Raw genomic sequence first — 12,983 nt, 5'->3', positions numbered from 1 at the left:
TTTTGAGGATCGATTGTTGTTGGCAGGCCGGATAAGGCTGCTACCCCGTGAGTACGGAAGCTTTTGGCTTCTCGTATATCAAGACTAGCGTAACCGAATGGGGGTTCCCACCCGGGGCACTTTTGTCGACATTAGCGCAAACTGCTAGAAATAGGAGCAGCGCAGGTGAAGGAGATGACAATGGGGAAATGCTGTGTGAAGGCACTGGTAACGGGCAAGGTGCAGGGCGTGTGGTTTCGTCGCGCCACTCAGGAGCAAGCATTGAGAATGGGGGTGACCGGCTACGCCAAGAACCTCCCTGATGGGCGGGTGGAAGTGCTGCTATGTGGCGAGGGAGAAGCCGTCAATAGCGTGACCCAGTGGCTGTGGCAAGGGCCACCGGATGCACGGGTCACCCATGTCGAACTGGAAGGCGTCGAATGGCGGGATCATGACGCCTTCCTCACCCTCTAGCGTTCGGCGAGCTCCTCACTTCAACGTATCGACGATCCACTCCACGACCGCCTTGCCGTCGGCGCCGGTACATACCTCCACCAACGGCGTACGTGCCCAGCGATCGTCAATGAAGGGGCGCCCCTCGGGAGCGAATAGCGTCTGACCTTCGGCGTCGCCATCGGTGATGACGGTGAGATGGCCGCGTGCAGTGGTAAACAGTTCCGGCTCGATCAGCCAGGCCAGCGCGCAACTGTCGTGAGGACAGCAGCCGTCGATGCCCCGGGCGCCACGATAGAAATCGCTATAGAAGGCATAGCTGCCGGCCAGCACCTCACCCAAACGCCCCTGACTGGCGGCGATCGCTTCCATATCGCTGGGCCGCAGCACGCAGCGATGCGTCGCATCCAGCCCGACCATGGTCAGCGGCCAACCTGCGGTCAACACTCGAGCGGCGGCATGCGGATCGTTGAAGATATTGGCTTCAGCCACGGGTGTGACATTGCCGCCTTCATTGACCGAGCCGCCCATGATCACCACCTGCTTGACCTTGGTGACGATACCGGGATCGAGCTGTAACGCAGTTGCCAGATTCCCCAATGGCCCTACCGCCACCAAGGTGATCTCACCCGGCCGGGCAGTCACCTGATTGACGATGAACTGCGCGGCGGTAGCGGAAATGGCCTGACCGGTGACTGGAGGCAGTTCGATATTGCCGAGACCGTTTTCGCCATGAATGAAGGCCGGGGCCGGATGCTTGGCCTTGACCAACGGTGCCGCCGCCCCTTGGGCCACGGGAATCGCTTGTCCGGCCAACTCGCCGAGCAGCAAGGCATTCCGTGTGGCGGTGGTGATGTCCACATTGCCATAGGTGGTGGTCATGCCCAGCAGCTCGATCTCGGGATGGGCGAGGGCAATGGCAATGGCCTGGGCGTCGTCGACACCAGGATCGGTATCGAAGATGATCGGATGGCTCATGAAATTTCCTTACCTATTCAATATGATGTCATGACCAGTTCGGGCCAGCCGCGTATGGCCGCCTCGACATCGCTGGCAACGGGGATGCTGGGAGCGGCGCCGGCACGTTGCACGCACAATGCCGAGGCTGTACTGGCCAGACGCAAACAGTGCTCGACCTCCTTGCCACGCTGGCGGGCCGCCATGAAATAGCCGATGAAGGTATCGCCAGCGGCAGTGGTATCGAGTGCTGCAACCCGATGGGCAGGTAGATACAGCCGCTGTTGGCGGTACTGGTAGCAGACACCGTCGCTGCCCAGGGTCAGTACGAGCTCTACCTCGGGCAAACGGTGCTCGAGCGCTTCCAGGAGTACGTCGCGATCGGTATCCTCATCGAGCTCCACCAGTGCCGCAGCCTCGCCGCGATTGACGAACAGCAGCTGACACGCTTCCAGCGGCAACTCCGACACTCCAGCTGTCATCGGCGCGGGGTTGAAGGCGACGACCATGCCGCGTTCATGAGCCTGGGTCATGACTTCGGCCAAGCGGTTGCACTCATTCTGCAGCAATAGCCAATCGCCCGGACGGGCCTGGTCGATCAGGGTCTCGATCCGGGCAGCGTCGAAGCCGTGATTGGCGCCCGGGAACAGGATGATGGCGTTTTCTCCCGCATCGTCGACCTGGATCAGGGCATGGCCGCTGGGGCCGTCGATCAGCTCGACATTCGTGGTATCCACCCCCGCCGCAGAGAGCATTTCCAACACCCAACGGTCGGCGTTGCCAAGCTGCCCCCAGTGGCAGACATTGCCTCCGGCACGCGCGACGGCCAACGACTGGTTGGCCCCCTTGCCGCCAAGCACCTGGCGATAGCTCGAACTGGCCAGGGTTTCGCCGGGACGCACGAAATGTGCGACCCGGTAGATATGATCGATATTGATCGAGCCGAAGTTGTAGAGCATGGGATCTCCTGAAGCCGAAAACGGGGCGAATTCATTCGCCTGTCTGGCGCCAACGGCGCAGGTTGTCGACGGTCAGCCGAACCACGTTGGCACGAGCCTCTGGGGTGATCCAGGCATTGTGGGGAGTGACGATGAGATTGAGAGGCTCACTGAGCGCTGCGAGCAAGGGGTGGCCATTGCGGGGTGGTTCCACGGGTAGGGTGTCGACACCCAGGCCACCCAAACGGCCTTTCCTGAGGGCATCGAGGGCCGCTTCCTCATCGATGATGCCGCCACGAGCACAGTTGATCAGCAAGGCGTCACGCTTCATGCGTGCCAGCAGAGCAGCATCGACCAGATGTCGCGTTGCGTCGGTCAATGGACAATGCAGACTGAGGATATCGGCATCCGGTGCCAGATCGCTGAGTGAGGGACGATCGTCGTTTGCCTCATTGCCCGGACGGGCGGTAAAGCTCACGCGCATGCCGAATGCCTCGGCGAATTGTGCCACCTTGCCACCCAGCTCACCCCGACCGACGATGACCAGGTGCTTGTCGGCAAGCTGCAAGGTGCGATGGTCCATCAGGCAGAAGAAGGGGCTCTCGCCCCAGCGACCTGCGACCACGTCACGTTGGTAGAGGGGCAGGCGGTTGGCCAGTGCCAGCATCAACATCAGAGTGTGCTGTGCGACGCTCTGCGTGCCATAGGCGGTGACGTTCCTGACGTCGATCCCCTGGCGCTTTGCGGCTTCCATATCGATATTGTTGGTACCGGTGGCCAATACGCAGATCAGTTCGAGATCGGGGAGTGCCTCCAGCACCTCGGCATCGAGTATCACCTTGTTGACGATGGCGACTCGGGCGCCGGCTAGACGTGGAATACGTTCGCTCAGTGAAGTGATGGCGTAGACGTCCAGTTCGTCCACTTCATCACGCAGTGGGGTGAGGTCGATATCATCACCAAGCGTTGCGGCATCGAGAATCACGGCTTTCATGGGCAGGGTTCCTTTTTCATGGCACCGGCAGCGCCAACTTGCCCGCCAGGGGGCGCAGCGCGCTATAATACCGGGCTTTCAGGCCTCGCTTGGAAAGTACGACGAGTGGCCGCATATTGCCAGTTGCCAGTCTGAATCGCGCGATGTCTCGGTCATCGCGTTTCCTGCGGGCGTTTTCGTATCCAAGGTGATGAAAACCATGCCGATCTATGAATATGAGTGCAAGGCCTGTGGCCACCGTCTGGAGAAACTGCAAAAGATCAGTGCCGCGCCGCTGACCGACTGCCCGAGCTGCGATGCCGCCGAGCTGACCCGCCTGGTGTCGGCTGCGGGCTTTCGCCTGGCCGGTGGGGGCTGGTACGAAACCGACTTCAAGTCGGGTGGCAAGAAAAACCTCGCCGGGGATGGCGGGAGCGACAGCGGTGCATCGAAGGCGCCTGCCGAGAGCGGCGCGGCGGCCTCCGCTTGACGATTGGCCGGCGCAAACCCCGGCCGGTTACCGACAATGACGACTTTCCGATAACGCAACAGAACAGGATTTGACATGCGCAGCCATTATTGCGGCCAGCTCAACGAAACCTTGGTGGATCAGCAGGTCACGCTGTGCGGGTGGGTGCACCGTCGCCGTGACCATGGCGGGGTGATCTTCCTCGACATGCGAGACCGCGACGGTATCGCCCAAGTCGTGGTCGACCCCGACACCGCCGAGGCCTTCGCCACTGCCGACCGGGCGCGTAACGAGTTCGTGCTGCGCATTCAGGGGCGCGTTCGCCTGCGTCCCGAAGGAACCCAGAACCCCAACATGCCGACTGGCATGATCGAGGTACTGGCCAAGGACGTCGAAGTACTCAATACTGCTGCGACACCGCCGTTCCAGCTCGACGAGCACGGCAAGGTCGGTGAAGAGGTGCGTCTCAAGCATCGCTATATCGACCTGCGCCGCCCAGAGATGATTGACAAACTGAGGTTGCGTTCGCGTATCACCCATCGGGTCCGTGCTTTCCTCGAGGACGAAGGGTTCCTGGACATCGAAACGCCGATCCTGACACGTGCCACACCGGAAGGGGCGCGCGATTACCTGGTGCCCAGCCGTACCCATGCAGGCAGCTTCTTCGCACTGCCGCAGTCGCCGCAGCTCTTCAAGCAGTTGTTGATGGTGTCGGGTTTCGACCGTTATTACCAGATCGCAAAATGCTTCCGTGACGAGGACCTGCGCGCCGATCGTCAGCCCGAGTTTACTCAGATCGATCTCGAGGCGTCGTTCGTCGAGGAAGACGACATCATGGGCATCGCCGAATCGATGATTCGCAGCCTGTTCCGCGAAGTGCTCGATGTCGAGCTACCCGAATTCCCGCGCATGCCCTATGCCGAGGCCATGTCGCGTTATGGGTCCGACAAGCCGGACCTGCGTATTCCGCTGGAGCTTGTCGATGTCGACGACCTGATGAAGAACGTCGACTTCAAAGTGTTTTCCGGCCCAGCCAACGCCGAAGACGGTCGCGTGGCAGCGCTCAAGGTCAGTGGGGGCGCCAAGCTGACGCGCAAGGAGATCGACGACTACACCAAGTTCGTGGGGATCTACGGCGCCAAGGGGTTGGCCTGGATCAAGGTCAACGAACGCGCCAAGGGGCTCGAAGGGCTGCAGTCGCCGATCGTCAAGTTCATGGAAGACGTGATCGAGGAACTGCTTGACCGTACTGGGGCCGAGGATGGCGACATCATCTTCTTTGGTGCCGACAAGGCGCGCATTGTCAACGAAGCCTTGGGGGCCCTGCGAGTCAAGCTCGGCGAGGATCTCGAACTCTATACACAAGAGTGGGCGCCATTGTGGGTCGTCGACTTCCCGATGTTCGAGGACGATGGCAGTGCGCGCCTGCAAGCATTGCACCATCCCTTCACGGCACCGTCCTGCGATGTGGAAACCCTCAGAACGAATCCCGCTGTAGCGCTGTCGCGAGCTTATGACATGGTGCTCAATGGCACCGAGTTGGGCGGTGGCTCGATCCGTATCCACGATCAGGCCATGCAGCGTGCGGTCCTCGAGGTCCTGGGCATCGACCAGGCCGAGGCCGACGAGAAGTTCGGCTTCCTGCTCGAGGCCCTGAAGTTTGGCGCGCCACCGCACGGAGGTCTGGCCTTTGGTCTCGATCGCCTGGTGATGTTGATGAGCGGTGCACGCACCATCCGTGAAGTCATCGCCTTCCCCAAGACCCAGAGCGCCGCGTGCCTGCTGACCGATGCCCCCGGCGACGTGTCCCAAGAGCAGCTCAAGGAACTCAGCATTCGCCTGCGTCACAAGGCCAAGGCAGAACACACCGACGAGTGACACGACACGGCAAAGAAGCTGGTTCAAGTAGTGGTTCACCGGCGCCTCTGGGCGCCGGTGTCATGTGTAACAGGAGTGAATCGTCATGGCTGGTCACAGTAAATGGGCGAATATCAAACACCGCAAGGCCGCACAGGATGCCAAGCGTGGCAAGATCTTCACCAAGTTGATTCGTGAACTGACCGTGGCCGCTCGACAGGGCGGCGGTGAGCCGAACGACAATCCCCGGTTGCGGGCGGCGATCGACAAGGCGCTCGCCAACAACATGACCAAGGACACCATCCAGCGAGCCATCGACCGTGGTGCCGGTAATGCCGAAGGCGACAACATGGAGGAGACCGTCTACGAAGGTTATGGCCCGGAGGGGGTCGCGGTGCTGGTGGAGTGCATGACCGACAATCGCAACCGTACGGTTTCCGAAGTACGTCATGCTTTCAACAAGCATGGCGGCAACCTTGGCACCTCGGGCTCGGTGGCCTTCATGTTCCACAAGCAGGGGCGTCTGCTGCTGCCGGAAGGTACCACAGAAGAAGCCGCCATCGAGGCCACGCTCGAGGCGGAACCCGAGGATATCGTGACTCAGGACGATGGCACGCTCGAGATCGTCACGCCCCCCGAAAGCTTCGGTGCCGTCAAGGATGCGCTAGTCGAGGCGGGTATCGAACCCTTGTCCAGCGATGTAGGGCTGTATCCGGATAACTACACGCGCATCACCGATGTGGAACTGGCACGCAGAGTCATCAAACTGATCGACATGCTCGAGGATCTAGACGACGTGCAGAACGTTTACTCCAATGCGGATTTCGACGATGCCATTCTCGAACAGTTGGACTGAGGCATGTCGCCGATGCTGATCCTCGGCATCGATCCCGGTTCGCGCCTCACCGGCTATGGCGTTATCGACGTCAGCGCCACGAAGCCAACCTATGTAGCCAGCGGCTGTATTCGCCTGCAGGCCGACGACCTGGCGCAACGGCTGGCCCAGATCTATGCCGGTATCAGCGAACTGATTGCCGTGCATTGCCCTGGTGAGTTCGCCATCGAGCAGGTATTCATGGCCAACAATGCCGATTCGGCTCTGAAACTGGGACAGGCGCGTGGGACGGCTATCGTATGCGCCTCCAACCATGGTTTGCCGGTCAACGAGTATGGTCCACGCCAGATCAAACAGGCGGTGACCGGTACCGGTGCGGCCGACAAGCGCCAGGTACAACACATGGTCACTGCTCTCCTTGGTCTGGATGGCACGCCCCAGGCCGATGCGGCCGATGCCCTTGCCATCGCCCTGACCCACGCACATGCCAGGCAGGGACTGGTCCAGACCGGCAGCTTCGGCGGTCGACGCACTACCAAGGGGAAAGGGGGGCGCTGGCGGGACTACCGTCCGACCTGACCTCGACTTCGATACTTCCGTTGCAGGGCCATTATTATCAAACAGCGTTTGATAGTACCGCTGGCCAGCCGAACGGGCGATGAGTATAGTGGCCTGCAATCATTCACAGGATCTTGCGATAGCCATGATTGGACGCCTGCGTGGCACATTGTTGGACAAGCAACCTCCATGGCTGGTCATCGATGTGGCCGGTATCGGTTATGAACTCGAAGCGTCCATGAATACGCTGGTGACGCTTCCCGCTCCCGGCGAGACGGTACAGCTCTTCACTCACCTGACGGTGCGCGAGGATGCCCACTTGCTCTTTGGATTCGCCCGGGAACAGGAACGTGCTCTATTTCGCGCCTTGATCAAGGTCAACGGCATCGGTCCCAAGTTGGCTCTGGCGATCCTGTCCGGCATGGAAGAGGAGCAATTCATACGCTGCGTGATGGATGACGATATCAAGGCCTTGACGCGGCTGCCCGGTGTCGGCAAGAAGACGGCCGAGCGGCTGGTCATCGAGATGCGCGATCGCTTTCCCCACTGGACTCGTGATGCCGTGGACGGAGTGGCTTGCCAAGCGATAGGCCGCCAGACATCGTCGGCGGCGACGTCTTCGATGGCCGATGCCGAAGCGGCGCTGGTATCGCTGGGCTATAAACCCACGGAGGCTTCGCGCATGCTGTCCGGTCTCGGTGACGGTCTATCCACCGAAGCCTTGATCAAGGCGGCCCTGGCCCGCAAGCTGTCAGGCTGACGAGGACGCACAAGATGAGGGTAGAAGGCATGTCGATGAATGGATGGCTCCATGATCGAAAGTGATCGACTGATCGCCGCCCAACCACAGGCTGACGAAGGTCGTGTCGACCACGCCATTCGTCCACGGCGGCTAGCCGACTATATCGGCCAGCCCGGGGTGCGAGAACAACTCGATATCTTCATCAGTGCAGCCCGTGGGCGGAGCGAAAGCCTCGATCATACCTTGGTGTTCGGACCTCCGGGGTTGGGCAAGACAACCCTGGCCAATATCATCGCCACCGAGATGGACGTCGACATCAAGTCGACTTCCGGTCCCGTGCTGGAACGTGCTGGCGACTTGGCCGCCATGCTTACCAATCTGCAACCAGGCGATGTACTGTTCATCGATGAGATCCATCGTCTCTCGCCAGTGGTCGAGGAAGTACTGTATCCAGCCATGGAGGACTTCCAGCTCGATATCGTGATAGGCGAAGGCCCTGCAGCCCGCTCCATCAAGCTCGACCTGCCGCCCTTCACACTGGTGGGAGCCACGACCCGAGCGGGGCTCCTGACGTCGCCGTTGCGTGACCGATTTGGTATCGTCCAGCGTCTGGAGTTCTACGGTATCGAGGATCTGACCGAGATCGTCGTTCGCTCGGCCCGCCTGCTGGGGGTCGACACCGATCGCAAGGGCGCCGCCGAGGTCGCTAGGCGCGCGCGGGGAACGCCGCGCATCGCCAATCGCTTGTTGCGTCGCGTGCGCGACTTTGCCGAGGTGCGTGGCGATGGTCGCTTGAATGCTGAAATCGCCGATCGAGCGTTGAACATGCTGCATGTCGACCGCCACGGGCTCGACCATATGGATCGTCGGCTACTGCTGGCAATGATCGAGAAATTCGACGGCGGTCCAGTCGGGGTCGATTCGTTGGCTGCCGCTATCAGCGAGGAGCGTGACACCATCGAGGATGTAATCGAACCCTATCTGATACAACAGGGTTTCATGATGCGCACGGCAAGAGGGCGAGTGGTGACCCGTCTGGCCTACCTGCATTTCGGATTGACGGCACGGGACGACGTGCCCCAAGCCAGCGACGAGGCACACTGATGAGTCAGGAGTTTCGTTGGCCGGTAACCGTTTACATCGAAGATACCGATGCAGGGGGCATTGTCTATTACGTGAATTATCTCAAATACATGGAGCGGGCACGCAGCGAATGGCTAAGGCAGTGCGGTTTCACGCAACGCGAACTGCTCGAGGCCGGGATCCAGTTGGTGGTACACCATCTGGAATGCCGTTATGCCAAGCCCGCCCGGCTCGACGACAGCCTGCTGGTCAGCGCCGACGTCGAGAGTCATTCCTCCTGTCGGTTACGTTTTCGTCAGGAAGTGACATGTCGCGGGGAACCCCTTTGTGATGCCAGGGTCGACATCGCCTGTCTGGATGCGATCCGGCTCAAGCCAAAACGCTGGCCGCCGGCACTCGCCGCGGCATTCAACGGTTAATTTGCAAGACTGACGAGGGCACCCGTGAACGACTCAATGTCCATTTTCCATCTGATCATAAATGCCAGTACCGTGGTACAGCTCGTCATGCTGATACTCACGGTAGGCTCAATCCTCTCCTGGATCGTGATTTTCCAACGCAGTTTCGTGATCCGTCGTGCCAGGCGGGCCCATCAAGCCTTCGAGGAACGCTTCTGGTCCGGTATCGATCTGAACGAACTCTATCGCGAGACACCTTCCGAACAGGAGACGGTCGGTGCCGAGCACGTCTTCCGGGCCGGCTTCCGCGAGTTCAATCGTCTGCTACCCAAGACCCGTAGCCCACAGTCGATTCTCGACGGCGTCCAGCGCAGCATGCGAGTTGCCTGGTCGCGTGAAGAGGAGCGCTTGACTCTGCATCTGGTGTTCCTCGCCACGGTGGCTTCCGCCAGCCCCTATATCGGTCTGTTCGGCACCGTATGGGGCATCATGGGTTCCTTCCAGAGCCTGTCAATGGCCCAGCAGGCTACGCTCTCGACGGTGGCTCCGTGGATCGCCGAGGCCTTGATCGCCACCGCGATGGGGCTGTTCGCCGCTATCCCCGCGGTCATCTTCTATAACCGGCTGTCGTCCGAGTCCAGCAAGCTGCTGGGCAAGTACGAAGATTTCGCCGAAGAGTTTCATTCAATCCTGCACCGCAACCTGCAAGGGCGTGCTGACAGTGACGCGGCCTGAGGGGGAACAATGATGACGCATGGTCCGTTCCATCGCGGCGGTAGCCGTAAGCCCATGGGCGAAATTAATGTCGTTCCCTTCATCGACGTCATGCTGGTGCTGCTGGTGATCTTCATGATCACGGCCCCCATGCTGACCCAGGGAGTGCAAGTCGACCTTCCGCAGGTCACATCGGAGCCGATCGAGGACATGGAAGATCGTGAGCCGATCGTGATCTCCGTGGATCGTGAGGGGCAGTACTACATTTCGCTTGGCGACGAGGAAACCCCTGTGTCGCTGGATGACATCGCCGACAAGGTGATCATCATCCTCGACCGACGCCCAGACACCCCCGTCATGGTGCGGGGTGACCGCAATGTTTCCTATGGTCAGGTCGTCACTCTGATGAGCACCTTGCAGGTGGCTGGTGTAGCGAATGTCGGGCTGATTTCCGAGCCGCCCGCCGGTGACTCACGCGAGAGTTGAGGATTCGTCATGGCCAAACACGAACGGCGTGTAGGCTATGGCCTGCCAGCGATACTCGCCATCGGGCTACATGCGCTAGTGGTGGTGATAAGCGTGATCAGCCTGCCATCGAGCGAAGTCGAGTCACCCTCGTCATCGATCGTTCAGGCGACCCTGATCAGCACTGAGACCGCTACCGACCAGGCACAACGTGCTCAGGAAGCCCGTGAGCGAGCAGCCGCTCGCCAAGCCGAGGAAGAGGCTCGGGCCGCCGAGGAGGCCGCACGCCAAGCTGAAGAACAGGCCGAACGCCAGGCCGAGCAACAGCGCGCTCAAGCCGAAGCCGAGCGGCAAGAGGCACAGCATGAGCGTGAAGCTGCGCGACTGCAAGCCGAAGAGGAGGCCCGGCGTCGTGCAGAGGCAGCCGAGCAACAGGCGCAACGTCGCGAGGAGGAAGCCGAGCGTCAGCGCCAGGAAGAAGAGGCCCGTCGCCAGGCCGAGGCTGAGCGTCAGCGCCAGGAAGAAGAGGCCCGTCGTCAGGCTGAAGCCGAGCGCCAGCGCCAGGAGGAAGAGGCCCGTCGTCAGGCTGAAGCCGAGCGTCAGCGCCAGGAGGAAGAGGCTCGTCGTCAGGCCGAGGCCGAGCGCCAGGAGGAAGAGGCCCGCCGTCAGGCTGAAGCCGAGCGCCAGCGCCAGGAGGAAGAGGCCCGCCGTCAGGCTGAAGCCGAGCGTCAACGCCAGGAGGAAGAAGCCCGCCGTCAGGCTGAGGCCGAGCGTCAACGCCAGGAAGAGGAGGCCCGCCGTCAGGCCGAAGCTGAGCGTCAGCGCCAGGAGGAACTGGCCAGGCGTGCCGCCGAGGAAGCGGCTAGTCGCAGCCTCGCCCAGGCAATCGAAGGCGAATCCGAGTCCGTTGCCAATGCACGCCAGGCTGAGGAGGCTGCCAACAGCTTCATCAACCTGGTACGCAGTGCGGTGGAGCAGGCTTGGATGATTCCGGCAGGCAGCAACCAGGGAGCCGTGGTAACCGTATCGGTCCAACTCGGTCCCTCGGGCGAACTTCTCGGTGCCTCCGTCAGCCAAAGCAGTGGTGACAGTGCCTTCGATCAGTCCGCACTGCAGGCAGTACGTCGAGCGGAACCGTTTTCCGAGCTGAGGCGCATGCCTGCCACCGCGCAACGTGAGTTCCGCCAATTCAACTTGAGATTCCAACCAGGGGATGTGCGCTGATGAAACGTTATTTGACCCTATGGCTGGGGGCAATGCTGATGCTGATTGCAGCTCAAGCCCAGGCCGACCTGACCATTGAAATCACTCGCGGCAGTGATCGCGCCACACCCATTGCCATTGTGCCCTTTGCCGTAGAGGGTGACATGTCGTTGCCCCAAGATGTTGCGCAGGTGATCAGTGACGACCTCGAGCGCAGCGGCCAGTTCGCCCCCTTGTCGCGAGATTCTCTGATCTCGCGACCCAGCCGCAGCGAAAACGTCAACTACCGTGACTGGCGTGCCGTGGATAGCGATTACCTGGTGGTGGGAGAAGTCGCCCAAGAAGGCGGTGGCTATCGCGTGCAGTTTGAATTGTTGGACGTCTATGGCGAACGCCGCATGCTGGGTGAATACATCAGTTCGAATACCGAGCAACTGCGTAGAACGGCACACTACATCAGTGACAAGATCTACGAAGCCATTACCGGTGTACGCGGTGCTTTTTCCACCAAGATCGCCTATGTAACCTCTCAGGGAAGTGGTGACGACATCCGTTATGGCCTGTACGTGGCCGATGCCGACGGACGCAACAGTGAGGAAATCCTGGCATCCAACCAGCCGATCCTGTCTCCCGCCTGGTCACCGGATGGCACCAAACTGGCTTATGTTTCCTTCGAGACCGGGCGCCCCGCGATCTACATCCAGGAACTGGGGTCGAGCCGGCGTGTTCGAGCCACCTCGTTCCCCGGCATCAACGGGGCGCCTGCATGGTCACCGGATGGGCGCAAGCTGGCGATGTCGTTGTCGAAGGATGGCCAGCCGGAAATATACGTGATGGATGTCGCCGCACGCAGTTTCCAGCGGCTGACCAACAACTCCGCCATCGATACCGAGCCGAGTTGGTCGCCAGATGGAAACAACATTGTCTTCACGTCCGACCGAGGAGGTGAACCGCAATTGTATCGCTACGATATTGCCAGCGGGCAGGTGGAACGCATAACCTTTACCGGCAATTACAACTCACGTGGTCGGTATGCCCCAGACGGTGAATCGCTGTTCCTGATCCATCGCGGTGGCAATGAATACCAGGTCGCCCGGCAGGATCTGGATACCGGTCGTCTTGTAACCTTGACCGATTCACGTTGGGACGAGTCGCCTAGTGTCGCGCCCAATGGGAGCATGGTAATCTTCGCCACCCAACAGGGTAACAGTGGGGTGCTGGGAGCGGTGTCGGCCGATGGCAGAGCTTCGTTCCGGCTGCCCGCGGCGCAAGGTGACGTGCGCGAACCCGCATGGTCGCCATTCTTGAACTGACGTCATACATCGAAACGTGTCATTCGATCCTAGCAAGGAGTTGACA

Annotated in this window: 15 protein-coding genes; 12 read left to right on the top strand and 3 right to left on the bottom strand. The window is 60.7% G+C overall.

Annotated elements, in window-relative coordinates; translation table 11 throughout:
* The first annotated feature begins 180 nt into the window (after nt 1–180).
* A complete protein-coding gene (locus IE093_RS01650) occupies nt 181–453 on the top strand; it encodes an acylphosphatase (protein ID WP_189465416.1) in 273 nt (90 codons plus the stop codon).
* Nucleotides 454–468: 15 nt separating this feature from the next.
* Here IE093_RS01650 and IE093_RS01645 read toward each other — a convergent pair whose 3' ends face one another.
* The 3 genes from IE093_RS01645 to IE093_RS01635 are packed head-to-tail and all read right to left on the bottom strand — an operon-like array spanning nt 469 to nt 3,321.
* Nucleotides 469–1,410 carry a nucleoside hydrolase gene (locus tag IE093_RS01645; protein ID WP_189465414.1) on the bottom strand — a complete coding sequence of 314 codons (942 nt, stop codon included), beginning with the start codon at nt 1,408–1,410 and terminating at the stop codon, nt 469–471.
* Nucleotides 1,411–1,427: 17 nt separating this feature from the next.
* Nucleotides 1,428–2,348, bottom strand: coding sequence for a ribokinase (locus tag IE093_RS01640; RefSeq protein ID WP_189465411.1), 921 nt, complete (start codon nt 2,346–2,348; stop codon nt 1,428–1,430).
* Nucleotides 2,349–2,379: 31 nt separating this feature from the next.
* Nucleotides 2,380–3,321, bottom strand: a complete 942-nt coding sequence (locus IE093_RS01635) for a D-2-hydroxyacid dehydrogenase (RefSeq protein ID WP_189465408.1) — start codon at nt 3,319–3,321, stop codon at nt 2,380–2,382.
* 199 nt (nt 3,322–3,520) lie between these two features.
* Between IE093_RS01635 and IE093_RS01630 the strand changes: the two genes are divergently transcribed.
* The 11 genes from IE093_RS01630 to tolB all read left to right on the top strand — a co-directional run bounded on the left by IE093_RS01630 (nt 3,521) and on the right by tolB (nt 12,937).
* Nucleotides 3,521–3,790: an FmdB family zinc ribbon protein gene (locus IE093_RS01630; protein WP_189465405.1), complete on the top strand. Its 270-nt coding sequence runs from the start codon at nt 3,521–3,523 to the stop codon at nt 3,788–3,790.
* 75 nt (nt 3,791–3,865) lie between these two features.
* A complete protein-coding gene (aspS, locus tag IE093_RS01625) occupies nt 3,866–5,647 on the top strand; it encodes an aspartate--tRNA ligase (RefSeq protein ID WP_189465403.1) in 1,782 nt (593 codons plus the stop codon).
* An 85-nt stretch (nt 5,648–5,732) separates the two neighbouring features.
* Entirely contained in the window at nt 5,733–6,482 is a 750-nt protein-coding gene (locus IE093_RS01620; protein ID WP_189465400.1) for a YebC/PmpR family DNA-binding transcriptional regulator, read from the top strand.
* A 12-nt stretch (nt 6,483–6,494) separates the two neighbouring features.
* Nucleotides 6,495–7,040 carry a crossover junction endodeoxyribonuclease RuvC gene (gene ruvC / locus IE093_RS01615; RefSeq protein WP_189465847.1) on the top strand — a complete coding sequence of 182 codons (546 nt, stop codon included), beginning with the start codon at nt 6,495–6,497 and terminating at the stop codon, nt 7,038–7,040.
* 124 nt (nt 7,041–7,164) lie between these two features.
* A complete protein-coding gene (ruvA, locus tag IE093_RS01610; protein WP_189465397.1) occupies nt 7,165–7,779 on the top strand; it encodes a Holliday junction branch migration protein RuvA in 615 nt (204 codons plus the stop codon).
* A gap of 51 nt (nt 7,780–7,830) precedes the next feature.
* The gene (ruvB, locus tag IE093_RS01605; protein WP_189465394.1) at nt 7,831–8,865 is read left to right on the top strand and encodes a Holliday junction branch migration DNA helicase RuvB; all 1,035 of its coding nucleotides are present in this window, start codon (nt 7,831–7,833) and stop codon (nt 8,863–8,865) included.
* A complete protein-coding gene (gene ybgC / locus IE093_RS01600) occupies nt 8,865–9,263 on the top strand; it encodes a tol-pal system-associated acyl-CoA thioesterase (protein ID WP_189465391.1) in 399 nt (132 codons plus the stop codon). Before ruvB ends, ybgC begins: the two co-directional genes overlap by 1 nt.
* A 24-nt stretch (nt 9,264–9,287) precedes the next feature.
* A complete protein-coding gene (gene tolQ, locus IE093_RS01595; RefSeq protein ID WP_229803154.1) occupies nt 9,288–9,977 on the top strand; it encodes a protein TolQ in 690 nt (229 codons plus the stop codon).
* A gap of 9 nt (nt 9,978–9,986) precedes the next feature.
* On the top strand, nt 9,987–10,442 hold the full coding sequence (gene tolR / locus IE093_RS01590; RefSeq protein ID WP_229803152.1) for a protein TolR: 456 nt from the start codon (nt 9,987–9,989) through the stop codon (nt 10,440–10,442).
* Between the two features lie 9 nt (nt 10,443–10,451).
* Nucleotides 10,452–11,645: a cell envelope integrity protein TolA gene (gene tolA, locus IE093_RS01585; RefSeq protein WP_189465388.1), complete on the top strand. Its 1,194-nt coding sequence runs from the start codon at nt 10,452–10,454 to the stop codon at nt 11,643–11,645.
* Complete coding sequence (gene tolB, locus IE093_RS01580) at nt 11,645–12,937, top strand: Tol-Pal system beta propeller repeat protein TolB (protein WP_189465384.1); 1,293 nt, start codon at nt 11,645–11,647, stop codon at nt 12,935–12,937. Before tolA ends, tolB begins: the two co-directional genes overlap by 1 nt.
* The last annotated feature ends 46 nt before the right edge of the window (nt 12,938–12,983 follow it).

It is taken from the genome of Litchfieldella qijiaojingensis (assembly GCF_014651875.1).
Classification (GTDB): domain Bacteria; phylum Pseudomonadota; class Gammaproteobacteria; order Pseudomonadales; family Halomonadaceae; genus Litchfieldella; species Litchfieldella qijiaojingensis.
The sequence above is the reverse complement of the archived record's forward strand: the minus strand, read 5'-3'. Positions and strand labels throughout refer to the sequence as shown.